The sequence below is a fragment of the Nonomuraea coxensis DSM 45129 genome, assembly GCF_019397265.1.
Classification (GTDB): Bacteria; Actinomycetota; Actinomycetes; order Streptosporangiales; family Streptosporangiaceae; genus Nonomuraea; species Nonomuraea coxensis.
Genome location: NZ_CP068985.1, coordinates 1,359,384 through 1,382,926, shown reverse-complemented (window position 1 = coordinate 1,382,926; position 23,543 = coordinate 1,359,384). Strand labels below are relative to the sequence as shown.

Sequence of the window (23,543 nt, the reverse complement as noted above, 5' to 3'; positions counted from 1 at the left end):
CCGCGGCATCACGGACGTCCGCACGATTCGAAAGGGACCCCCCATGCACTCCCCCTCCGCGAGCCTCGTCGGCGCGCCCCCGGAGCCGCCCCCGCTCCCCACCGCTCCGGAGCAGGAGGACGGCGGCGGTGTCCTCACCGTCCTGGAGCGCATCGGCGCCGTGGTGGTGCCGGTCGGCGTCGCGCTGTACGCCGTGCTCTACCTCGGCATCGAGCAGGTCTACTGGGTCTTCGGCATCAACCCGCAGCAGGCCGGCATCGACCAGTCCGTCCTGCTGGGCCGGCTCATGGGCACGCTCATCCTGCTCCTGCTGGCGCTCATCCCGGCCATCGGCGTCCTGGTCGGCCTCGGCTGGCTCATCGACAGGATCACGCGGGGCGCGGCCGGCCGGCTGCTCGGCCGGCTGCGCGAGCGCCCGTGGATCGTCGCCGCGCTGGCCGCGCTGTGGTCGGGGGCGACGTACTGGGGACTGTTCAACCTGGTCGCCGACCTGACGCTGGGCCTCATGGTCGCCGTAGCGGTGGGGATCGGCGTGCTCGCCTTCCTGGTGCCGTTCCGGCTGCTGCGCCGCAGGCGGGTGGGCCGCGCGGGGATGACGGTGCTGGTGGCCGCGCTGACCGGGCTCGGGCTGGGCTTCGTACTGATCCTCAGCCTGGTCAAGGGCGCCGTCGAGGTGCAGGAGACCGGTCAGGCCAACGACCTGCTCGGCTACGTCGGCTTCCAGGACCAGTGGGCGGTGCTGCGTGACGCCGCCACCGACAAGCCGCTCTACGACGGCCGCTGGATGATGCTGCTCGGCGAAAAAGAGAACACCTACGTGTTCTACGACTGCGACAAGCAGGAGACCTTCCGCCGCTCGATGTCGACCACGAACCTCGGCAGCCTCCAGCTCGACCCGGAGCGCGAGCCCGGCTTCCGCTGCGGCTCCCTCTCCGAGGACACGGAGGGCTGACCCCACCGCTATCGTGGGACTCGCCGTCTGAGGAGCAGCAGCGATGCCCGACGCACTCCCGGTCACCCTCGACGACGTCCGCGACGCCGCGGCCCGGCTCAAGGGCGTCGCGCACCGCACGCCCGTGCTGCGCTCCCGTACGCTCGACGCGCTGGCAGGGGCCGAGGTCTTCGTCAAGTGCGAGAACCTCCAGCGGGTCGGGGCGTTCAAGTTCCGCGGCGCGTACAACGCGATCTCGCGGCTGACGCCGGAGCAGCTCGCGCGGGGCATCGCCACCTACTCCTCGGGCAACCACGCCCAGGCCGTCGCCCTGGCCGCCCGCGAGCTGGGCAGCAGCGCCGTGATCGTCATGCCGGAGGACACCCCGCGGCTCAAGCGCGAGGCCACCGCCGGCTACGGCGCGGAGATCGTCACCTACGACCGCTACACCGGCGACCGGGTGGCGATCGGGGAGGCGCTGGCCGCCGAGCGCGGGCTCACGCTGATCCCGCCGTACGAGCACCCGCACGTCATCGCCGGCCAGGGCACCGCGACGCTGGAGCTGATCGAGGAGGTCGGCGAGCTGGACGCGCTGATCGTCCCCATCGGCGGCGGCGGCCTGATCGCGGGCAGCGCGACGGCGGCCAAGGGGCTGCTGCCGGGCGTCAGGGTGATCGGCGTGGAGCCCGAGGCGGGCGACGACACCAAGCGCTCGCTGGCCGCCGGCGAGCGCGTGCCGATCCCGATCCCGCGCACGATCGCCGACGGGATGGCGGCCGAGATCCCGGGCGAGCTGACGTTCTCCGTCAACAGGCATCTGGTGGACGAGGTCGTCCTGGTCTCCGACGACGAGATCCGTGAGGCGATGCGGATGGCGTTCGGGCGGTTGAAGACGGTCGTCGAGCCGAGCGGCGCGACGCCGCTCGCCGCGCTGCTGGCCGGGCGGCTGGGTCAGCCGCCGCGGCGCATCGGCGTGATCGCCTCCGGCGGCAACGTGGACGTCGGGCGCTTCACGGAGCTTCTAGCGGCTCACCCCTGAGGCGACGAAGAGCGGCAGGGCCAGGAACAGCCGGCCCGTCTCCGCGCGCCGGCGCTGCTCGGCCGCCCGGCGAGCGCCTCCATCTGTTCCTTCGTCTCGGACATGCCGTCCAGCCTGCGACTTCAGGCCGACCTGAGGTCAAGGCGTGATCGGGAAGTTGTCGCGGAAGACGTTGCCGGGGTCGTAGCGGCGCTTGAGCGCCCGCAGGCGGGTCAGGGTGGGCTCGGGGAAGGCGTCGTGGAGGCGTTCCTCCCGGGTGTCGGTCTCGAAGTTGAGGTAGAGGCCGGAGAAGTGGGGGCGCATCGCGTCCCAGAGGGGGTGCAGCCCGGCCCGGCTGGAGCCGAAGGCGACGAGGGAGAAGTTCGCCGAGCGGCCCGCGTACGCGGTGGCGTCCGCGGGCACGTCGGCGACCGCGCCGCCGGCCGCCCTGATGTGGAAGAAGTGCGTCTCGCCGCTCGCGACCAGGCGGGCGGCGGCCTCGGCCAGCTCGGGGGTGAGGTGGTCGGCGAGCGCCGAGCGGCTGACCGGCTCGCCCTGGCCGTGGTGCGGCCCCGGCGGCACGGCCATGAGGGCCGCGTACGGGAGGATCTGGATCTGGTGGTCGAACAGCGGCGCGACGGCGGCGAGCGGGCGCAGCCGGGCCAGCACGGTCTCCGGGTCGTCGGCGTCCACCACGGCCATGACCTGGGCGATCGCCGGCTGTCCGGGCTGCGGTCGGCCGAGGATGAGCGAGCTGGTGAGGTCTCTGGGCGCGGCCTCGACCGCCGCGCCCCACTCGCGCATCAGCGCCGCCGGGTCCGAAGCGTCCAGGATTAACTGCGCGAAACCGACGTCACCCACCTCGTCCACCTCGAACTCGAAGCTCGTCACGACGCCGAAGTTCGCCCCGGCGCCGCGCACGCCCCAGAACAGCTCGGCGTTCTCGGTGTCGTCGGCCCTGACCAGGCTGCCGTCGGCGAGCACCAGCTCGACGGCCCGCAGGTGGTCGATGGTCAGGCCGTGCTCGCGGACCAGCCAGCCGATGCCGCCCGCCGTGGCGAGGCCGCCGACGCCCACCCCGCCGTAGTCGCCGGAGGTGAGCGCCCAGCCGTACGGGGCCAGCGCCGCCGCCACGTCGCTCCACCGGGCGCCGGGACCCAGGCGGACCCGGCGGGTGGCCTTGTCCAGCACCTCGATGGTGTTGAGGCGGGAGACGTCGAGCACGACGCCGCCGTGGTTGGTGGAGCGGCCGCTGATGCCGTGGCCGCCGCTGCGGATCCCGAGCTTCACCGGCTGCGCACGGGCGAAGGCCAGCGCGTCGGCGACCTCGGCGGGCGTGCCGGGGCGCAGGACCAGCCCCGGCGAGCCGCCGCGCAGGTACGTGGAGCGGACGCGGGCGTACTCCGGGTCGCCGGGCTCGACCCGTTCGAGGTGGGCGGGGACGTCGTCGTAGGCGATGCCGGGGTGACGCCGGGACCGGGCGGCGGCGCGCGGCGCGTGCTCGTGGACCATCGCTCACCTGCCCGCGCGCTCGGCGGCCACGAGCCTGCGCGTCTCGGGCGCGACCTCCTGGCCGAACGTCCGCAACGTCGCGAGGTCGTCGCCCATCACGATGTACGTGCCGATCCCGTACCGCAGGGAAATGGCGGCGAGCTGCTCGGCCCACTGCCGCGGCGGCCCCGACAGCAGCCGGTCGCCGGGCGGGCCGAACCGGCCGCCGATGTTGAGCAGGCGGCGCACCGCTCGGGGCTCCCGCCCCGCCGCCAGCGCCGCCTCGTCGATGATCGCGTTGCCCTCGTCGAGGTGGTCGAGGCTCCCCAGGTACGCCAGCGAAGGCAGCCATCCGTCCGCCTTCGTCCCGATGAGGCGGAGCATGCGCGGCTTGTACGCCCCCAGCCAGATCCCGATGTCGTGCGCCGGCGCGGGCCCGCGCTTGGCCCCGTCGACCTGGTAGTACGTGCCGTCCACGCGGAACCGCCCGGTGTTGCCCGCGTCCCAGAAGCCGCGGATGACGTCGATCGCCTCGTCGAGCGCGTCCACGGCCTGGGCCGGGGTGAGCCGCCGCCCGCCCATGGCCTCGACGGCGTCCCAGAACGCCCCCGCGCCCAGCCCCAGCTCGAACCGTCCCCCGCTGAGCAGGTCGAGGCTCGCCGCGGCGCGGGCGAGGACGGCCGGCGGGCGCAGCGGCAGGTTCGTGACGTTGGCCGAGACGTGGACCCGTTCGGTGCGCGCGGCGACGTAGGTGAGCAGCGTCCAGGTGTCGAGGAACCCCGGCTGGTACGGGTGGTCCTGGAACGTCACGAGGTCGAGCCCCGCGTCCTCGGACGCCCGCGCCAGGTCGAGCACCTGCTCCGGCGCGGTGTTGGACGGCGTGATGAACGACCCGAACGTCAGGTCGTGGCCGTAGTCAGGCATGTGATCCCCTCGGGATATGTGCTGCTTCACAAACCGTATGCGGTAGAGATGTGTTGTCCAACCGCACATCTCGGCTCAGTATTCCGCACACACCCACCCAAGGGGTACGTCACCGGCGGCGGTCGCCGCTCAGCATCTCGTCCACGACCTCACAGGGATCGGTGCCCGCGTCCATGTCGGCCACGCCGCACGCCACCCGCCGCAGCAGGCCCCTGAACAGCTCCCGTTCCTCCGGCGACAGCGACCGCAGCACGTGGTCCTCGACCGCGCGCACCTGCCGCTCCAGGTCGTGCAGCACCGCCACGCCCCGGTCCGTGGGCACGATCTTGCGCTGGCGCCGGTCGGCGGGGTTGGGCCGCCGCTCCACGAGCCCCGCCTCGGCCAGGTCGTCGATGAGGTACGTCATCACCGTCCTGTCGATGCCGAGGTGGGCGGCCAGGGCGAGCTGGCTCGGCTGGTCACCGTGGACGACGGTGGACAGCGTCTGGTAGCCGCGCGGACCGTGCGGAAGGTCCTTGAGCACCCGGCCCATCGAGCCGTGCAGGGCGCGCAGCAGCACGCCGAGGGACCAGCCGAAGTCGCGCTCGTCCGCCTTCTCCTCCACCACGGTCATGCTCCGCAATATACCCAGGACACGTGGCACGACCACCGATCAGCTCGGCCGACCGTCTGCCCCGCCACCTTTGCTCATGGGGATCATGAGGTGGGTGACGAGCCGGTCGGGCTCGGTGGTCGCCGGGTCGGAGACGTACACCTCGCGGACCGGCCCGCGCAGCGGATGGCCGCGCTCGGCGCACCAGGCCAGCACGGCGTGCGTGGTGAGCGGGATCTGGTCGTACGGCCCGACGTGGGTCGCGCACGCGAACGTGCCGCCGGGCAGCGTCTCCAGGCCGACGCCCGCCGCCTCCCACGGCCGGGCGGGGTCGTCGCGATCGACGACGAGCCCGACCCGCACTTCGAAGGCGTCGTCCAGCTCGACCGGGAACAGCCCGACGAGCCGGGGCGGGCCGGTGCGGGGCAGCGCGCGCAGGACGCGGGCGACCGCGGCCGAGGTGGCGCGGGCCACGTCGGCGGGCCCGGCCGCGCTCTCCCGCTCCACCGCGACCGTCCGGTCCGGCTCGGTGACGACGCGCACCGGCGCGGCCGGCAGCCCGTCGGCCATCACCCGCTCCAGCGTCGCCAGCGTCCGCCGCCGCCGCGCCAGCTCGGCCTCCAGCGCCTCGCGCACGCCGCCCAGGGCGTCGGCCGCGCCCGCCAGCACCTCGGCGATGACCGGCAGCGGCACGTCCAGCGAACGCAGCAGCCCGATGGACATCGCCTGCCTGGCCTGCGCCCGCCGGTAGTAGCGGTAGCCGGAGCCGGCGTCCACGTGCGCCGGGGGCAGCAGCCCCAGCTCGTCGTAGTGCCGCAACTGCTTGACGCTCAACCGGCTGAGCCTGGCGAACTGCCCGATCGGCAGGAGATCTCCGTCCACGCCTCAAGCATGGCCGCTGCTCGCGAGCGGCCGGGACACGCCTTCACGCGCGCAGCGGCAGGAGGGCGCCGCCCCAGGCGAGGACCTGGTCGAGGACCATGCCGAGGCGCTCCTCGTGCAGCGCGGCCGGCCGGAAGGCCACGCCGTTCTCGAAGTCGGTCCAGTACGACAGCGTGACCTGCGCCGGCACCGTGGCGACGCCGAGCATGGCGAGGACGTGCCGCAGGTGCTCCACCGCCCGCACCCCGCCGTCCACGCCGTAGCCGACGAAGCCGGCGGCCTTGTTGCCCCACTCGGCGTACAGGAAGTCGACCGCGGTCTTGAGCACGCCGGGGAAGGAGTGGTTGTACTCCGGCGTCACGAACACGAACGCGTCCAAGGAGGCGATCTTCTCCGCCCACCGCCGGGTGTGCGCGTGCCGGTAGTCGCCCGTGGCCGCCGCCTGCGGCTCGTCAAGGTGGGGCAGCTCGAAGTCGGCGAGGTCGACCACCTCGTACGTGGCGTCGCCGCGCTTGGCCGCCAGATCGTGTACCCAGCGGGCCACCGCCTCGCCGTTGCGGCCGGGACGGGTGCTGCCGAGGATGATGCCTACTCTGATCATGACAACGGGGCCTTTCCTTCAGTGGCTTCAGACGTTGCGCAGACCACCGTAGGCCGGAACGTTGAGCGTATGAATGCTTCAGCCGCTCTGTTTTTTGCGTCATCGTCTACCACGTAGACTCGCGGTGTGGACATGCTGAGTGATGTCGTCGCCCTCATGCGGGTCGGGCGGCCGGTCTCCGCCCGCGTCACGTGGCGGGCCCCCTGGGGCGTGGCGATCCCGCCGCAGCCCGGATCCGCGGCGTTCCAGGTGGTGCTGCGCGGATCGTGCTGGCTGCTCCCGCCGAGCGGCGAGCCGGTGGCGCTGAGCGTCGGCGACGTCGTGTTCCTGCCGCACGGCCACGGCTACGGGCTCGCCGACAGCCTCGGCACCCCGCTCACCGAGGCGGCGGGCGAGCCGTGCGAGGGGGGCGCGCTGTCCTCCTCGACGGGGTGCGGCGGCACCGGCGCCGAGACCGTCACCGTCTACGGCTCCTACCGCACGGTCCCGGCCCGCACCCACCCCATCTTCGGCGCGCTGCCCGAGGTGATCCACCTGCCGACGACGCTCGGCCGCCATCCCGAGCTCAGGGCGGCCGTCGAGCTGCTCGGCAACGAGATCGCGACGGTCCGGCCCGGGGCGGACACCGTGGTCACATCCCTGCTCGACATGCTCCAGCTCTACATCCTGCGCGCCTGGTTCGAGACGTCGCCCGGCGTGTGCGAGCACAAGGGGTGGGCGCTGGCGCTGGCCGACCCGTCGATCAGCCGGGCGCTCGACGCCGTCCACAACGATCCCGCGCACCGCTGGACGGTCGCCGAGCTCGCCGGGCGGGCGGGGCTGTCGCGGGCCGGGTTCGCACGGCGGTTCACGGAGCTGGTGGGCCAGCCGCCGCTGGCGTACCTCACGTGGTGGCGGCTCGGGGTGGCGGCCCGGCTGCTGCGCCAGAGCGACGTGCCGGTGTCGGAGGTGGCGGCGCGGGTCGGCTACGGGTCGGAGTTCGCGTTCAACAACGCCTTCAAGCGGGAGTTCGGGATCGCGCCCGGCCGTTACCAGCGGCAGGCGTGCGAGGAGAACAAGGCGGAGCTGCGCTGAGGGCTTCCGAGGCGTACCTGGGGCAAATGGTGATGAACTGCACCACAATGGAGGGATGGCATACCCTCCTCAGCCTCCGCAGCCTCACCAGCAAGGGCAGTGGGGCCCGCAGGCACAGGGACCTGGCCGGCCGGGACACGGCCCGCCGTCAGGCCAGGCGTCCCCCCAGGGCCCCTACGGCACGCAGCCTCCGGGGCCGGCCCAGCAGGGGTACGTGCCCACCGCCGAGGCGTACGGCCAGGGCCAGGAGTACGGCATGCCGCCGAACCCGCACGCGTACACCACCCCGCCGGGCCCGCCCCCGCCCTCGGGCCCGCAGGTACCGCCGGGCCCGCCCTCGGGCCCGAACCTCCCGCCGCACCAGGGCCCCGCCCCGGGCCAGGGCTTCCCGCAAGGACCGGGCTACCCCCAAGGACCCGCTCAGGGCTACCCGCAGGGCCAGGGCCACCCTCCGGCGCCGGGTTACGGCCCCGCACCGGGCGGGAAGAACCCGTACGCACCCCACCCGTACCCCCCGTACGGGCCGCCCCCGAAGCGTCGCAACAACGCCCTGATCATCACCCTCTGCATCGTCCTGGGCGTGCTCCTCCTCGGCGGCGGCACCATCGGCGCCGTCGCCTACCTCAACCGCCCCGACCCGTCCACCACAGCCGCCCTCACCACGACCGCCCCGACCCCCGCCCCGACTCGGACGCAGCAGTCGGCCGCCCCGTCGGACTCCCCCGCACCCGAGAAGGAGCCCACGACCGCGCCACCGTCCTCGTCCGAGTCCCCGCTCCGCCACGACGAGTTCAAGGACTGGAACTTCCAGCTCGGCGCCGTCAAGTTCGCCGCCCAGAAGGTCGCCGGCTGGACCTACGACACCTGCGACGCGGTGGACGGCGAGGGCGTGCTGGCCAAGTACGACTGCGAGAGCGCCGTCCAGCTCGCCTACTCCGCCTACGGCGGCCACCTCAAGGCGGTGCAGCTCATCATGGCCTTCCCGTCCACGGCCGACGCCAAGAGCGCCTCCAACCGCCTGCAGAAGCTCACCTCGACCGCGGTGAAGTGGCGCACGGACAAGATCCACAGGAAGTACACGTACGGCAAGATCCTCTCCGGCTCGGCCCTGAAGTACGTGCTGGTCACCATCGTCACCACCGACAACACGGCAGCCAAGGCCAAGGCGACGAAGTTCCAGGAGTTCCTGCAGACCGACCACGCGAACTACTTCGTCATGCGCGGCGAGGCCCTGACGAGCTGACGGCCCGAGGACGTCCGCCGGGCTACAGCAGGCCGGCCCGGCGGGCGGACGCCGCGGCCTGGGTGCGGGTGGCGACCTCCAGCTTGGCCAGGATGTTCGACACGTGCACGCTCACCGTCTTCTGCGCGATGAACAGCCGCTCGGCGATCTCCCGGTTGGTCAGCCCCTCGGCGACGAGGCGCAGCACCTCCAGCTCACGCGCGGTCAGCGAACCCGGGCCGCCCTGAGCCCCGCCGCCTCCACCGCCTCCACCGCCGCCGCCTCCGCCGAAGCGGGCCCGGCGGCCGAACTCGGTGAGCGCGTTCTCCAGCGGCGTCGCCCGCAGCTTGCCCGCCGTCTCCCTGGCCAGCTCCCACTCCGCCTGCGCCGCCTCGCGCTCGCCGTGGACGAGCAGGGCCTCGGCCAGCCGCCAGCGGGAGCGCGCCACCTCGTACACGAAGCCGAAGTCGAAGGTCGCGACGACCCTGCGCCACAGCTCGACGTCGTGCCGGCCGTGGGCGCGGTGCCACTCGGCCTCGGCCCGCAACCCCCAGGCCAGCCCCTCCGGCCCGAGATGGCCTGGCTGGCCCGCGGGACCGTGCTCGGTCGCGAAGCGGGCCCGTTCGAGCAGGTCGTCGGCCTCGGCCCGGTCGAAGTCGCCGAGCTCGGTCATGGCGGCGAGCCCGAGCGCGGACAGCCGCAGCGCCCCCGCCTCGCCGGGGGTGAGCGGCGCCAGCGCCGCGCGTACGTGCTCCAGGGCCGCCGCGGGGTCGCCCTGCCAGAGCGCGTGCTCGGCGGCGAGCCCCCGGGACATGTAGGCGACCAGGTCGTCGGACCAGAAGGGCCGCAGCCAGCTCAGCCGGCTCTCCACGCCGGGCAGCCCCCGCCCGACCTCCACGAAGAGCGAGAACGACGACAGCGTGGCCTCCGGCTGGGTGCCCACCCGCACGGGGAAGGTGGCGGCGACCGCCTCCGCCTGGTCCCACTCGCCGGCCACGTAGTGGATGAGGAAACGCAGGAAGCGCAGGTCGGTGCCGTAGGTGCTCCACTTGAGCCCGGTGTCGAGCGCCATCCTGATGCCGTCGTCGGCGACCTCGGCGGCCTGGTCGAGCCTGCCCTGCTCGTAGTGGATGCGCGCGTGGTGGAAGCGGGCGCGCAGGTCCATCGCGAGGTCGCAGGTCGTGAGGGCGGAGGCGGTCTCGACCAGCTCGTGGGCGCGGGCGATGTCCCCGTGGTATTCGCGGTAGGTGGCCAGCGTGAGCAGCGCCCCGACCTCGGCGTCGGCGGCCCCGGCGGCGCGGGCGGTGTCGAGGGCGCGGGTGGCGAGACCCTCGACGTCCTTGAGCCGCGGGCTCCACAGCAGGGTGCGGGCGTGGGTGGCGAGGGCGCGGGCGAGGTCGGCGTCGTTGTCGGCGCTCTCGACTGCGCGCTCGGCGGCGGCGATGGCGCCGGCCGGGTCGTCGGTCTCCCACAGGTAGTAGGCCAGGCGCTCGCTCACCTCGGACGTGGGCGGCAGCGCGCGGAGCTGGACGACGGCGCGGTGGTTGTCGCCGCTGTCGGCGGCCATGATCGCGCTGCGGAAGGCCAGCGCGGCGCGGCTCTCGCCGGTCAGCTCGGCGGCGTTCTCGACCTGGTCCCACAGGCTGAGCACCTGGTCGTAGTGGCTGTGGGCCTCGGCCGGGGCGCCCAGCCGCTCGGCCAGCCGGCCCGCCTCCGCGGACGCCTTGAGCGCTCCGGCGAGGTCGTGGCCGGCGAGGTGGTGGTGGGCCAGCTCGGCGGGCGAGGTGAGCAGGCGGGCGAAGGCGGCGTGCAGCCGGGTGCGCTCGCCCGGCAGCAGGTCGGTGTAGACGGCCTCCTGCAGCAGCGCGTGGCGGAAGGTGTAGCCGAAGCCGTCGACCCGGAGCAGCCCGCGCGAGACGATCTCCCTGACCGCCTCCTCGAACTCGGCCAGCGGCAGCCCGGACACCTCGCGCAGCAGCTCGTCCTCCACCCGGCGGCCGGCCACCGCGGCGGCCCGCAGCACCTGCTGGCTCGCCTCGGACAGCACCTCGACCCGGGACATCAGCAGGCTGGCCAGCCCGTCGGGCAGGCTGTCGCCCTCCGCCAGCGCCGCGAACAGCTCCTCGGCGTAGAACGGGTTGCCGTCGGCGCGCGCGACGATCTCGCCCAGCTCCTGGGCGTCCACCCGGCCCATCGTGGCGACATAATCCGACAGATCGCCCGCGCTGAGCGGCCCCAGCTCCACCCCCGTCACCGTGGGCAGCCGCTTCAGCTCGGCCAGCACCGACCGCAGCGGATGACGGCGGTGCAGGTCGTCGGTGCGGTAGGTGCCCATGACGCAGACCTGCTCGGTCTGGAGCATGCGGCTGAGGAAGACCAGCAGGTCACGGGTGGAACGGTCGGCCCAGTGCAGGTCCTCGATCACGAACAGCACCGGCTGCGCGTCGGCCAGCAGCCCCAGCAGCGAGCCGAACAGCCGCTGCTGGGTGAGGCCGCTGGAGGGCGCGCTCTCCGTGCCGGGCAGGAGCTGGCTCAGCAGGGGGTGGGCGGCGGCGGACTCCCGCACCGCGGGCTCCGCGCTGCGCAGCGCGTCGGCCAGCGGCAGGTAGGGCAGCGCGTCGCCCAGCTCGGCGCACTGGCCGACGAGCACGTGGAAACCGCGCTCGCGGGCCCGCGCCACCAGCTCGGCGACCAGCCGCGTCTTGCCGATGCCCGCGTCGCCGCCGACGAGCGCGACGCCGGCCGTGCCCTCCGTGGCGGACTCCAGCACCCGCACGAGTCTGTCCAGCTCAGCCGAGCGCCCGACGAGAAGTCCGTTCACGCCACAACTATGCCACGCCGGGCCGACACCTTATTGGTCCGGTAAAGCGACTCCACATTGGCCCTAACACCCGGACCAAAGCCGCCTATGCTTCGAAGCCGTGATCTCCCCCACGACGTACGCGTTCTTCGTCAGCGCCTCGCTCGCCCTCGTGCTCATCCCCGGCCCGAACCACCTCTACATCACCGCCCGCGGCCTGGCCCAGGGGCGGGGGGCGGCGCTGGCCAGCGCCCTCGGCGTGGAGGCCGGCACGCTGGTGCACATCGCCGCCGCCGCGGCCGGCCTTTCGTACCTGATCTCGCGGTCGGCGGCGCTGTTCGCCGTCGTGAAGTGGGCGGGCGTCGCCTACCTCGGCTACCTGGCCTACCGCGCGTTCACCGGCGGCGAGCAGGAGGAGGGGGCCGCGCCGTCCCTGCAGCCGCTGCGCAAGGTGTTCCTGGAAGGGATGCTGGTCAACGTGCTCAACCCCAAGGTGGCGCTGTTCTTCCTGGCGTTCCTGCCGCACTTCGTCCGCCCGGAGGCGGGCTCGCCCGCGCTGCAGATCGTGCTGTTCGGCCTGACGCTGCTGCTGCTCGGCCTGCTGTCGGACGTCGTGTACGCCTGGACCGCCGGCGCGCTCGGCGGCCGCCTGCGGAGCAGGGCCAGGACCCTGCGGCACCTCAGCGGCGTGGTCTACCTGGGCCTCGGCGTGGCCACGGCGTTCGCCGGGAGAAAATGAGGCGCATGGCCCCGAGGAAGCAGCAGGAGATCTTCGACGCGACGTTGCGGCTGGTCGCCGAGAAGGGCTACGACGGGCTGACCGTCGAGGGCGTCGCCGAGCGGTCGGGCGTCAACAAGACGACGATCTACCGGTGGTGGCCGTCCAAGGCCGCGCTGCTGGGGGCGGCGCTGGTGGAGGGCGACGTGCTCGGATTCGAGACGCCCGACACCGGCAGCCTGCGCGGCGACCTCGTGGCGCTGGTGGAGAGCATGGTCCGGCTGCTGACCGAGCCGCCGTCCGCCGACATCGCGCCGGCCGCGCTCGCCGCCGCCGTCCGCCATCCGGAGCTGGACGCCCGCCACTTCTTCGCCGACCGCTTCGCGAAGGAGCGGGAGATCTTCGAGCGCGCGGCGCGGCGCGGCGAGCTGCCCGCCTCGGCCGATCCGATGCTGGTGATCGACCTGCTGGCGGGGGCGGTGTGGACGCGGGTGGTCCTCCGCGGCCTGCGCCCACCCGACGGCTTCGCCACCAAGGCCGTCTCAGCCCTCCTGGACGGCCTCTGACCCGCGCCACCGGGCCCCCGCGCCCCCGAGACAACGGGACCCCACGCCGCCGGGAGCCCGGCTCGACGAGGTCCGGTTGTCAGAGGGCTTCGGCGAGGGCGGCCGGGATGCGGTCGAGCACCGCGTGGGGGGTCAGCCCGTAGGCGTAGAAGTCGACCGCGAGAGCCCCCGCCGCCTTGGCCGCCCGCGCCTTGGCCACGAGCCGGTCGAGCGAGTCGCTGTCGGGATGGCCGGGCCGCAGCACCGCCCGCACCTCGCGGTCCTTGCCGACCGACCGCAGGTAGGCCCCGACGTCGTCGGCCACCCGCGCCGCGTCGCGGGCGTAGGCCAGCACGCCGAACGCCGGCACCAGATCGCCCAGCGCCACCAGGTCGACGCCGAGCTGCCAGGCGTCGTGCGCGGCCAGGCCGGGCGTGGGCAGGCCGGGCGTGGGCAGGCCGTCGGCGTAGCCCTTGACCGCGCCCGTGGAGTCGATGAACACCAGCTTGGAGCCCTCGTCGGCGACCGCCGAGGCCACCTCGGAGACCAGCGTCGTGACCGTCTCCGAACGGGCGCGGGCGTAGGCCACGACGTCGGGCCCGGCGTACGCGGTGAGCGCCGCCCGCGTCACCTCGCCCTGCGCGGGCGCGTCGCCGTCGAGCACCCGCCCGACGATGCGCGCGCACTCCTCGCGCGCCATCTCGGCGTCCACGCCCAGGTCGGCGGCGCGACGCAGGCAGTAGTCGCAGAAGCAGAGCCCGAACAGGTAGGCGTCCATCGGCCCGAGCGGCACGAACGACCGCTCGGCCGTGAGCGGCTGGAAGTGCAGCGCCTCGGCCACCACGCTGTCGACGCCGAGCCGAGCCACGGCCCGCGCCAGCGCGACGGCGTACTCACGCACGTCGGGATGGGCGGGGCACAGGTCGGCCGGGGAGCCGCGGTCGCCGAAGCAGTCGCGTACGGTGACGTCGGGATGCTCGGTGCCGAGCGTCGCGTTGCGCAGGAAGACCGTCCAGCCGTGGAGCTTCATGGACCGCTTCGCGCACGCCTCACGCAGGCCGTCGAGCACGGCGGCGTGACCGGGCACCGGCCACAGCCGCCGGCCGTCGAACAGCTCGGCCGGCGGGATGAAGTGCGCCCCGTCGTGCCGGACGGTCAGCCGGGACAGCCCGTGCGGGGTGACGTCGCGGGTGGCGTGGTGGACGACGCCGACGGTGACGCCGGCCACGCCGTACCCGCTGATCCTGTCGAGCACCCGCTCGACGCCCTCACCCCGCAGATCCTCGGCGAAGACGTAAACCGAACTGTCCACGAGCGAACTTTACGCGCTCTTGTGCGCGACGAAGTCGATCTCCACGAGGATGCCCAGCAGCTGGGAGCCCACCGTGGTGCGGACGGGGTAGGGCGGGTTGAAGTACGACTTGTAGACCTCGTTGTAGGCGGCGAAGTCGCGTTCGACGTGCTGCAGGTGGACCGTGGACTTCACCACGTCGTCGAAGCCGAGCCCGTGCGCGGCGAGGATCGCGCCGAGGTTGCGCATGACCTGATGGGTCTGGGTGGCCACGTCGTCACCGACGAGCTCACCGGTGTGCGGGTCGAGCGGCCCCATGCCGGAGGTGAAGACGAAGTCGCCCACCACGAGACCCTGCGAGTAGGCGCCGATGGGGGCGGCGCCCTCGCTGGTGCGAAGCTCCTTTTTCACGAAATCGCTCCAAAAGTCAGTGAAAATCGGTGCTGATCGTGCCAACGACACGGTAGTCCTCGTCCACCAGCGGCAGCACCCGCCACTTGTCGAAAGCCGTGCAGGGATGGGAGATGCCGAAGGACACCAGATCGCCGGGCGCCAGCCCGTCGGCGCGCAGCAACGTGTGCTGGTCCTGCATCTTCAGCACGGTCACGCCGTCGCGGCGCGGGATCGGCAGGCCCTCGTCGTAGGGGGCGTCGCGCTTGCCCATGCCGACGACCGCGAGGCCGGGCTCGGGGACCGACAGCACGTGCGCCCACACCTCCAGCGCCGGCCGCAGCTCGCCGCCGATGCGGTTGAACGGGGTGCGCTCGCGGTAGTAGCCCTCGTCGTGGCTGACGTACGCGCCGCTGCGCAGCAGGATCCGGGCCTGGACGGCGGCCAGCTCGCGTCCGATCACGTCGAACCACTGACTGCCCCCGACCGAGAGGATCGGGCCGCGGACTCGCAGGTGCTCCAGGGCCTCGGTCAGCGTGTCCAGATATTTCCGTACGTGGTGGGCGTCCGGCAGGCCGCCCTCGTACCCGGCCACCCCGGCGACCTCGACCCCCGGCGTCTCCGCCGCGTGCGCCGCCACCCGCAGGAACTCCTCCAGCGTGCGGCACCCGGCCCGGCCGCCCGCGTGCCCCATCTCCACCAGCACCCGGAACGGCCGCTCCCCAGCATGCCTGGCGAGGATGTCCACCCCTTCGACGGAGTCGGCGAAGCTCAGGAACTCGAAGTCCGGATCCGCCGCCAGCTCCGCCGCCGCCCAGCCGAGCCCCGCCGGGCTCACGACCTGGTTGGCCACGACGATCCGCCGGGCGCCGAAGCTTCTGGCCACGCGGGCCTGCCGCGTGTCGGCCACGGTCAGCCCCCACGCGCCCGCCGCGAGCTGGAGCTGCGCGATCTCCCTCGACAGGTGCGTCTTGACGTGCGGGGCCAGCTCCATGCCGTGGTCGCGGGCGAAGGCCGCCATCGTCGCGACGTTGTGCTCCAGCGCGTCCCGGCGCACGACCATCAGCGGAAAGTCGTAGCCGGCCTCGAAGACCACTGCAGACACGGGACCCCCTCCATCCGCGTCCGACCCTATTACAGCGATCATGATCTCCCACGATCAGCACCGACCCCGGCCGGCGCCGTAACGCCTGTCCGCGCTCAGGGGCGGAGGGCGCGGCCGGTGAGGGCGCTGGTCAGCTCGCCCCCGGCCAGCACCGGGACGCCCGACACGAGCACGTCGGCGATGCCGGTCGCGAGCTCGCGCGGCTCGGCGTAGGTGGCCCGGTCGGCCACGGTGCGCGGATCGATCACCACCAGGTCGGCGGCGAACCCCGCCCGCACCAGCCCCCGGTCGCTCAGCCCGAACCGGCGGGCGGGATGCGCGGCGAGGTGCACGACGGCCTGCTCCCACGTCCAGTCGCCCAGCTCCCTGACGTGCCGACCGAGAAACCGGGCGAAGGCCCCGAACCCCCGCGGATGCGGATGACCGCCCACGTAGATGCCGTCGGAGCCGCCGGTGTGCGAGGGGTGGCGCAGCATCCGGCGTACGGACTGCTCGCCCTCCGGCCCTTCGTCCGGGCGGGCCGACACGACGCCCGCCTCCAGCCGCGTCTCGATGAGCAGCCGCCGGCACAGCTCGGCCGGGGACACCCCCGCCCGCTCGGCCGCCACCGCCACGGTCAGCCCTTCGGTCCACTCCATGCCGGGGGCGTGCGAGACGGTCAGCCGGGGCCAGGTCGCGTCGAGCGCGGGCCACCACTCGTCCAGGTCGGCGGCGGCGATCAGCTCAAGCGCGCGGCCGGTCTCGGCGGCGGGCACGGACCTCGGCAGCACGACCATCGCCAGGATCGTGTTGCCGCGCAGGTAGGGGTAGGTGTCGAAGCTCAGGTCGACGTCGCGGGCGAGCGCGTCGCCGACCAGCGGCAGCAGCACGTCGGCCGGGCCGTGCAGGTGGGAGACGTGCACGGCGGCGCCTGAACGGGAGGCGATGTCCACGACCTCGGCCATGCCGACCGCGGCGCCGGCTCCGTAGGCCCGCATGTGGGTGACGTAGGGGAGGCCGCCGAGCGGCCGGCACAGCGCGGCCAGCTCCTCGGCGTCGGCGTAGCGGCCCGGCAGGTATTCCAGCCCGGTGGACAGCCCGGCCGCGCCCTCCGCCAGGCCGCGCTCGACGTGCCTGAGCATCGCGGCCAGGTCGTCGGCGGAGGCCGGGGCGGACGAGGGCCCCATGACGTCGTAGCGGATCGTGCCGTGCGGCAGCAGGTAGGCCGTGTTGACCGCCGCCGCGCGGTCGTAGGAGCCCAGCAGCTCCGCGACGGTCAGCGGCCCCTCACGCGACGGGCCCTCCAGCAGCGGCCCCTCACACGACGGGCCCTCCAGCAGCGGCCCCTCGCGCAGCGGCCCCCGGCGCAGCGGGCCGTTGACGGCGGCGAAGTAGCGGGAGGCGTAGGCGACGGTCGCGGCCGAGCCGGGCGCGAACGACAGGCCGTCCTGCCCGAGCACGAACGTCGTCACCCCCTGCCGCAGCGCGGCCCGCTGCACCGCCGGGTCGAAGACGGCCGCGTCGCCGTGGGCGTGGCAGTCCACGAACCCCGGCGCGACGAACCGCCCGGCCGCGTCGATCACCGTCGCCGCCTCGGCGCTCTCCAGACGGCCCACGGCCGCGACGCGGTCGCCGCTCACCGCGACATCAGCCCGGAACGGCGGGGCCCCCGTGCCGTCGAGCACCCTGCCGCCCCGGATGATCACGTCGAAGCTCACCCCAGGATTCAATCAGAGGAGTACGACCGCCGCTGGTCACAGCCGGCCGCCCTGTGGACAGGGTGCGCGGCCAGCAGGTCGCGGGCCTGCGCGCGGGCCAGGTTCCAGCCGTTCCAGGGGTCCGGCCGGTCCAGCTCGTTCGCCGCGACCACGTCCGCCAGCACGCAGCTCCGCTGCGGCTCCGGCAGCCGGTCCAGCGCCGGCACCGCCTCCGCGCCGAGATCGCCCAGGTAGTCGGAGTCCAGGTTGGCGACGCCGCGCACCTCGACCTGCGTGGCCGCGACCCGCAGATCCGGGTTGACCAGCGCGAACGCGCCCAGGCCGAGCCCCGTCACCAGCACGATCGTACGCGGCAGCCATCCCGAGCCGCGCCCCGTCAGGCGGGCCGCGCCGGCCAGCAGCACCAGCGCGAACACCGCCCCCAGCCACCAGACCGTGGCCTGCACCGACAGCCGCAGGCGGGACAGGCCGTAGGCGTCGGTGTAGAGGCTCATCCGGTGCAGGGCCGAGGCCAGCACCACCATGGTCAGGGCGCAGAGCACGCCCAGCAGCCCGGCCAGCACCCAGCGCTCGCGCCGCCCGGTCCGCAGCAGCCCGGCCGCCACCGCCACGATGCCGAGCACGAACACGCTGACCACGACGAGCTGGAAGAAGCCCTGCCTGGCGTACTCGGCGTAGGTCAGCCCGGCAGTCCGCAGCACCAGCGTGTCGCCGCCGAACAGCGCCGTGATCTGCACCGCCACGAACGACGCGAACAGCAGGTTGACCGCCGTCAGCGGCACCAGCCACACGCTCCTGCTCACCGCGAACCTCCGCTCCGGGCCGACCGGGTCGTTCACCGGCCGCAACGCGACCAGCACCACGGCCGCCAGCAGCACGGCGAACAGCACGAACAGCACGATCCGCCCCGGTAGCGACTCCGCCCAGGCGGGGGCGGTCATCAGGCGTTCGGCGTACGAGGCGAACACGGCGTCCGCCGAGGCGAACAGCAGCCCGAACACCAGCAGCAGCACCGCCGTGATGCCGAGCGCCGCCACCGTCGGCAGCACCCGCCGCCGCGCCGTGAGCTTCTTCAGCGGACCGGCCAGGAACCACGGCACCGGGCCCAGCGCCAGCAGCACGGACATGCCGCCCCTGAGCACGCCGAGCCAGCCGGCCCCGGCCCCCGACACCGCCAGCGCGCCCAGCCCGGCCCCCGCCACGAGCAGGATCGCCACCAGCCAGTCGGCGTCCCGCACCGCCGCCATCGAGATCAGCACGTACGCGGTCAGCCCGAACGCCACCGTCCACGGCGTCATGCGCCTGACCACGGCGGGCAGCGCCGCCGCGCCGAGCACCATCGACACGAGCACGATCCCCAGCCCGACCTGCGCCTCCGGCAGCGCCACGGCCGCGAACACTCCGGCCCCACCGGCCGCCGGCAACAGCCAGCGCGGCGCCCCGGGCAACTCGGGCCTCGGGAACAACGGCGGCGGCACGTACGGGGGCGGCCCATAACCCGAAGGCCCGTACGCGGGCGCGGGCCCATACGCGGGCGCAGGCCCATGGGCGGGCGCGTACGGCGCCCCACCCCGCAACACAGGCACCCCGCCCTGCCCCGCAGGCTGCCCGGGCATCGGCCCCACAGGCTGCCCAACCGGCGACCCCACAGCCTGCCCGGCCCGTTGACCCACAGGCTGCGCAACGGGCGGCCCGACAGGCGGCCCGGCAAGTGGCACCGCTTGCCGGCCGGCCGCCGGCCCCACGGGCGGCCCGGTGGGCGGCCCGGCCGGGGGCCCGAGGGCCTGGCCCGCAGCCTGGCTCTCGGGCTGGGCGGCGGGCTGGCCCTCGGGCTGGTCCGTGGGTCGGTCAGGGGGTGGCGTGGCAGGGTCGGGGCCCGCCGTCTGCTCCGCGTCCGGTCCCGCCGGTTCCGTTGGTCGTTCTTCTGCGCTCATCGCAGCCCCGCTTTCTTGTCCTGCCGACGTGATCGGTCTCGGGCCCGGGACCGCCTGCCACGGGGCGTCGGCGGGATGTCCGGGCCGCGTCACCTGAGCCATCTGGTACGCCAGCGCCGCCGCCCGCCGAGCCGAGCCCGCCCCCAGGGCCGCGCCGAACGCCCCCACCCCCGCCGTGCACAGCACGAGCGTGACGAACGCCAGCGCGTCCGAGACGACCACGCTGACGAACACGGCGGCGAACATCCCGAGCAGGAGGCCGACCATGATCCCGACGACCCCGCCGCCGATCACCCGTACGAGCCCCGAGCCCGGCGACGGCATGGGAACCGTCACCCCTGCCCCCACCGGAACGCGGATCGCCGGGGTCTCCGCCGATCCCGCCCTCCCGGCCACCACCTCGGCCTCAGCCCCAGCCTCGGCTTCGGCCTCGGCTTCGTGCTCGACCTGGGCCTCGACCTCGGTCCCGGTCCTGGTCTGGGTCCCGGTCTGGGTCCGGGTCCCGGAAGGGAAGCCCTCCACCTCGGGAGCATCGCTCGCCGGCATCGTCCTCCCGGGTAGGTCGACGACCATGCGGCACCCCGCGCAGTCCTCGATCCGCACCGCTCCCCCGTGCAGCTCGACGATCTCCTTCACGATGGCCAGCCCGAGCCCGGCCCCGCCGGAGTCGGCGGCCCGCCCGGAGTCGAGGCGCGAGAACCGTTCGAACACCCGCCCCCGTTCCGCCTCGGGGATGCCGGGCCCGTGGTCGGCGACGGCGATCCGCACGCCGGCCCCGTGCGCCGTCCCTCCGACGGTGACGAGCCCGCCGGGCGGGCTGTGCCGGACGGCGTTGTCCAGGAGGTTCGCGAGGACCTGCGCGAGCAGGTCGGGGTCGGCCCGCACCACGAGGTCGCCCGGCACCTCGGCGCGGATCGCGACGTCCTCCCTGGCCAGGCCGGCCTCCCGTACGGCCTGGTCGGCGAGCGGCGCCAGGGTGACGGCCTCGGCCTCGATCAGCCGCGCCCCGCTGTCCAGCCGTGACAGGTCGAGGAGCTGCGCGACGAGCCGGCCGAGCCGTTCGGTCTGGGCGAGCGCGGTGGCCATGGTGACGGGGTCGGGCGCGGAGACGCCGTCCACGACGTTCTCCAGGACGGCGCGCAGGCCGGTGATGGGCGTGCGCAGCTCGTGGCTGACGTTGGCGACCAGCTCGCGCCGCTGGCGGTCCACCTCGCCGAGGTCGGCCGCCATGGCGTTGAAGGCCCTGGCCAGCTCGCCCACCTCGTCCCGTGAGGTGGCGCTGACGCGCAGCTTGTAGTGGCCCTTGGCGATGGTCTGGGCGGCGCGGGCCATCTGGCGCAGCGGCTTGGTCATCCCCATGGCGAGGAGCTGCACCATGATCAGCGCCAGGACGACGGCGACCGCGATGCGCACCTCGCGCGACAGCCCGGAGTTGATCCCGACCTCGTTGACGACGAAGGCGGTCCCGACGGCGAGCACGATGACGATGCCGAGTTTGACCTTGATGCGGCCCAGGAAGTCGAGCGGCCTCATCGCCGTACCAGGGCGTAGCCGACGCCGTGCACGGTCCGTACGACGTCGGGGCCGAGCTTGCGGCGCAGCGCCCGTACGTGGCTGTCGACGGTCCTGGTGGCGGCGGCCTCGGAGAAGCCCCATACGTCCGACAGCAGCCGGTCGCGCTCGAAGACCTGTCCTGGCCGCTCGGCGAGCCGCCGCAGCAGGTCGAACTCGGTACGGGTGAGCTGCGCCTCGCTGCCGCGCACGAACACCCGTCGGGCGGCGGTGTCGATCTCGACCTCGCCCACCCGGATCACGGTGTCCTCGGCGGCGAGCTGGGCGGCCCGCTCCACCCGGCGCAGCAGCGCGTGGATGCGCGCGACGAGCTCGCGCATGCTGAACGGCTTGGCCAGGTAGTCGTCGGCCCCGACGCCCAGCCCGACCAGGACGTCGGTCTCCTCCCCGAGTGCGGTCAGCATGAGCACGGGCACGGGCCGGGCGGCCTGCATGCGCCGGCACACCTCCAGCCCGTCCAGGCCGGGCAGCAGCCGGTCGAGGATCACGAGGTCGGGCTCGGCCCTGGCGTACTGGGCGAGGGCGTCCTGCCCGTCGCCCGCCACCCGGACGTCGAACCCCTCGGCGGCCAGGCGGTTCCGCACGGCCAGGGCGATCGTCCGGTCGTCCTCGACCACGAGGATGCGTCGCTGCTCTGCCACGTACGAAAGCGTAGAAGCGGGCTGTGCAGACCACACCTCCTTAAGCGTGCACATACAGTGCAGACTTGGCAGGTGACCACCGCTGCATACCTCGGCCGCATCGGCCTGCCCCACCTGCTCGGCGCGCCCGCCACCGCCGACAACCTGCGCGCCCTGCACGCCGCGCACGTCGAGAAGGTCGCCTACGAGGCTCTGGAGATCTGGCTCGACCGCCCCACGTCCGTGGAGCCCGCCGAGTCCGTCGCGCGCATCCTGCGCGGCCGGGGCGGCTACTGCTTCCATCTGAACGGCGCGTTCCACTCCCTCCTGACGGCGCTCGGCTACGACGTGACCCGGCACGTCGGCGGGGTCCAGTCGCGCGGCGGCGAGCCGGGCGTCACCGCCAACCATCTGGTGCTCACGGCCCGCGGCCTGCCCTCGCCGGACAACCCCGGCGGTGAGTGGCTGGTGGACGTCGGGCTCGGCGACGCCCTGCACGAGCCGTTGCCGCTGGTGGCCGGCGTCTACCGGCAGGGGCCGTTCACGTACGGGCTGCGCCCGTCGGAGGTCGCGCCCGGCGGCTGGCGGCTCGACCACGACGCGAACGGCTCGTTCCTGGGGATGGACTTCGATCCGGCGCCGACGGAGATGTCCGCGTTCGAGAAGATGCACCACCATTTGACGACGTCGCCGGACTCCGGGTTCGTGCGGGTGGCGTCGGTGGCGCGGCGCGACGGCTCCGGCGTGGACCAGTTGCGCGGGCTCACGCTGTCCAGGATCGGCTCGGGCGCCCATTCGCTCACCCTCGACACCGCGCGGGACTACTTCGCGGCCCTCGCGGACGTCTTCGTCCTGCCGCTCGACGACGTCGGGCCGGAGGAGAGGGACGGCCTGTGGCGCAGGCTGCACAGCGCGCACGAGTCCTGGCTGGCCGGCCAGGCGACGTGACGGCCACACGCGGAACGGCGCCGGGCTGGATGGTTCCGGGCGGAGGTGGAGGTTGTCGTGCACCTCGACAGGGGAGGGCCAAGGAGGCTGGCCGGTCGTTACCGCCTGCTCGATCCCCTGGCGGCGGGGCCGGCGCGCCCGGCCTTCGACGAGCCGGGCGGCCGGGAGGTGACGGTCATGGAGCTGCGCCTGCCGGCCGAGTCGCGGGCGGCGGCGCTGCACCGGGCGCGGGCGGCGGCGGCGCTGCGGCATCCGTCGATCGTGCGGGTGCTCGACGTGGTGACGCAGGACGACGTGCCGTGGCTGGTCATGGAGCCCGTTCACGGGACGGCGCTGGAGTCCGCGGTCGGGTCGCGCCGGCCCCTTCCCGTGGTGCAGGCGGCCAGGGCGGGCGTGGGCGTGCTGGGGGCGCTGACGACCGCGCACGCGGCGTCGTACGTGCACGGCAACGTCGATCCCGGCAACGTGCTGCTGACAGCGCGGGGCCGGGCGATGCTGACCGGGTTCGGGCTGCCGAGCCGGAGCACCTGGCCGTCGGCCGATCTTTGGTCCCTCGGGGCGACGCTGCACTTCGCGGTCGAGGGCCGGCCGCCGGGCGCGTCGCCCGCGGCCGGTCCTGAGCCGCTCAGGTCGCTGGTCAGGGCGATGCTGAACCCGTCGGGCCCGCCGCCGGTGGAGGTGATCCGCGAGACGCTGGAGCGGCTGGCCGTGGACCGGCCGCTGGACCGGCTCATCGAGGCGCTCGGGCCGCTGCCGCCCGCCGAGGTGGCGGCGATCGGCCTGGCGGTGGCCGACCGGCTGCGCCACGGGCCGGGGCCGCACGGCGGGGTGCACCCCGGGAACGTTCTAGTGGACGACCACGGCGGGGCGACGCTGCTGCCGTCCGTGCGGTCGGGGACGCCGCCCGCGTACGCGCCCCCGGAGGGCGGGCCCGGCCCGGAGGCCGACCTGTGGTCCCTCGGGGCCACGCTGTACGCCGCCCTGGAGGGCCGGCCGCCCGCGCCGGGCGCGCCGATGACGCGGGCGGGCGCGCTGGGGCCGCTGCTGTCCGGGCTGCTGTCGCCCGATCCGGCGGCGCGGCCGTCGCTGGAGGAGGTGGCCGCCGGGCTGCGCGCGGCCGGCCGCCGCCGTGGCCGCGGGCAGGACGGCGCCGCGCGAGGCCGGTGAAAGCTTTCCCGCCTTCCGGGC

20 protein-coding genes are annotated in these 23,543 nt (G+C 74.1%); 8 read left to right on the top strand and 12 right to left on the bottom strand.

The annotated features are described in order from the left end of the window. Positions 1 to 43: 43 nt before the first annotated feature. Entirely contained in the window at positions 44 to 952 is a 909-nt protein-coding gene (locus tag Nocox_RS06875) for a hypothetical protein (RefSeq protein ID WP_020541503.1), read from the top strand. A 43-nt stretch (positions 953 to 995) separates the two neighbouring features. Next, entirely contained in the window at positions 996 to 1,970 is a 975-nt protein-coding gene (locus tag Nocox_RS06870) for a threo-3-hydroxy-L-aspartate ammonia-lyase (protein ID WP_020541502.1), read from the top strand. A gap of 138 nt (positions 1,971 to 2,108) precedes the next feature. On the opposite strand, the gene Nocox_RS43910 is transcribed toward Nocox_RS06870, so the two are convergent. The 5 genes from Nocox_RS43910 to Nocox_RS06845 form a co-directional block, all read right to left on the bottom strand. Then, positions 2,109 to 3,461, bottom strand: a complete 1,353-nt coding sequence (locus tag Nocox_RS43910) for an FAD-binding oxidoreductase (RefSeq protein ID WP_020541501.1) — start codon at positions 3,459 to 3,461, stop codon at positions 2,109 to 2,111. Between the two features lie 3 nt (positions 3,462 to 3,464). Then, entirely contained in the window at positions 3,465 to 4,364 is a 900-nt protein-coding gene (locus Nocox_RS43905; protein ID WP_020541500.1) for an LLM class flavin-dependent oxidoreductase, read from the bottom strand. Between the two features lie 109 nt (positions 4,365 to 4,473). After that, positions 4,474 to 4,977 (bottom strand): MarR family winged helix-turn-helix transcriptional regulator, encoded by a 504-nt coding sequence (locus Nocox_RS06855; RefSeq protein WP_020541499.1) that lies wholly within the window; start codon positions 4,975 to 4,977, stop codon positions 4,474 to 4,476. Between the two features lie 39 nt (positions 4,978 to 5,016). Beyond that, the gene (locus Nocox_RS06850) at positions 5,017 to 5,838 is read right to left on the bottom strand and encodes a MerR family transcriptional regulator (RefSeq protein ID WP_020541498.1); all 822 of its coding nucleotides are present in this window, start codon (positions 5,836 to 5,838) and stop codon (positions 5,017 to 5,019) included. 43 nt (positions 5,839 to 5,881) lie between these two features. After that, on the bottom strand, positions 5,882 to 6,439 hold the full coding sequence (locus Nocox_RS06845) for an NADPH-dependent FMN reductase (protein ID WP_020541497.1): 558 nt from the start codon (positions 6,437 to 6,439) through the stop codon (positions 5,882 to 5,884). Positions 6,440 to 6,565: 126 nt separating this feature from the next. Here Nocox_RS06845 and Nocox_RS06840 point away from each other — a divergent pair, with 126 nt between their 5' ends. Both Nocox_RS06840 and Nocox_RS06835 read left to right on the top strand, forming a co-directional pair. Further along, a complete protein-coding gene (locus Nocox_RS06840; protein ID WP_033408252.1) occupies positions 6,566 to 7,513 on the top strand; it encodes an AraC family transcriptional regulator in 948 nt (315 codons plus the stop codon). Between the two features lie 214 nt (positions 7,514 to 7,727). After that, on the top strand, positions 7,728 to 8,756 hold the full coding sequence (locus Nocox_RS06835; RefSeq protein ID WP_020541495.1) for a hypothetical protein: 1,029 nt from the start codon (positions 7,728 to 7,730) through the stop codon (positions 8,754 to 8,756). A gap of 22 nt (positions 8,757 to 8,778) precedes the next feature. Here Nocox_RS06835 and Nocox_RS43650 read toward each other — a convergent pair whose 3' ends face one another. After that, positions 8,779 to 11,556, bottom strand: a complete 2,778-nt coding sequence (locus Nocox_RS43650) for a helix-turn-helix transcriptional regulator (protein ID WP_026213979.1) — start codon at positions 11,554 to 11,556, stop codon at positions 8,779 to 8,781. Positions 11,557 to 11,656: 100 nt separating this feature from the next. Between Nocox_RS43650 and Nocox_RS06825 the strand changes: the two genes are divergently transcribed. Then, positions 11,657 to 12,274 carry a LysE family translocator gene (locus Nocox_RS06825; RefSeq protein ID WP_020541493.1) on the top strand — a complete coding sequence of 206 codons (618 nt, stop codon included), beginning with the start codon at positions 11,657 to 11,659 and terminating at the stop codon, positions 12,272 to 12,274. Between the two features lie 5 nt (positions 12,275 to 12,279). Further along, entirely contained in the window at positions 12,280 to 12,819 is a 540-nt protein-coding gene (locus tag Nocox_RS06820) for a TetR/AcrR family transcriptional regulator (RefSeq protein WP_020541492.1), read from the top strand. A 79-nt stretch (positions 12,820 to 12,898) separates the two neighbouring features. Here Nocox_RS06820 and Nocox_RS06815 read toward each other — a convergent pair whose 3' ends face one another. The 6 genes from Nocox_RS06815 to Nocox_RS06790 all read right to left on the bottom strand — a co-directional run bounded on the left by Nocox_RS06815 (position 12,899) and on the right by Nocox_RS06790 (position 21,428). Next, positions 12,899 to 14,110 carry a hypothetical protein gene (locus Nocox_RS06815; RefSeq protein WP_020541491.1) on the bottom strand — a complete coding sequence of 404 codons (1,212 nt, stop codon included), beginning with the start codon at positions 14,108 to 14,110 and terminating at the stop codon, positions 12,899 to 12,901. A 9-nt stretch (positions 14,111 to 14,119) separates the two neighbouring features. Next, a complete protein-coding gene (locus tag Nocox_RS06810) occupies positions 14,120 to 14,500 on the bottom strand; it encodes a RidA family protein (RefSeq protein WP_020541490.1) in 381 nt (126 codons plus the stop codon). A gap of 16 nt (positions 14,501 to 14,516) precedes the next feature. Further along, complete coding sequence (locus Nocox_RS06805; protein ID WP_026213978.1) at positions 14,517 to 15,584, bottom strand: alanine racemase; 1,068 nt, start codon at positions 15,582 to 15,584, stop codon at positions 14,517 to 14,519. Positions 15,585 to 15,679: 95 nt separating this feature from the next. Then, positions 15,680 to 17,281, bottom strand: coding sequence for an N-acyl-D-amino-acid deacylase family protein (locus Nocox_RS06800; protein WP_020541488.1), 1,602 nt, complete (start codon positions 17,279 to 17,281; stop codon positions 15,680 to 15,682). 8 nt (positions 17,282 to 17,289) lie between these two features. After that, positions 17,290 to 20,748 (bottom strand): DUF4153 domain-containing protein, encoded by a 3,459-nt coding sequence (locus Nocox_RS06795; RefSeq protein WP_020541487.1) that lies wholly within the window; start codon positions 20,746 to 20,748, stop codon positions 17,290 to 17,292. After that, entirely contained in the window at positions 20,745 to 21,428 is a 684-nt protein-coding gene (locus Nocox_RS06790) for a response regulator transcription factor (RefSeq protein WP_246649745.1), read from the bottom strand. Before Nocox_RS06790 ends, Nocox_RS06795 begins: the two co-directional genes overlap by 4 nt. 72 nt (positions 21,429 to 21,500) lie before the next feature. Here Nocox_RS06790 and Nocox_RS06785 point away from each other — a divergent pair, with 72 nt between their 5' ends. Continuing rightward, the gene (locus Nocox_RS06785; RefSeq protein ID WP_020541485.1) at positions 21,501 to 22,355 is read left to right on the top strand and encodes an arylamine N-acetyltransferase family protein; all 855 of its coding nucleotides are present in this window, start codon (positions 21,501 to 21,503) and stop codon (positions 22,353 to 22,355) included. Positions 22,356 to 22,412: 57 nt separating this feature from the next. Further along, positions 22,413 to 23,522 carry a protein kinase domain-containing protein gene (locus Nocox_RS06780; protein ID WP_051112472.1) on the top strand — a complete coding sequence of 370 codons (1,110 nt, stop codon included), beginning with the start codon at positions 22,413 to 22,415 and terminating at the stop codon, positions 23,520 to 23,522. The last annotated feature ends 21 nt before the right edge of the window (positions 23,523 to 23,543 follow it).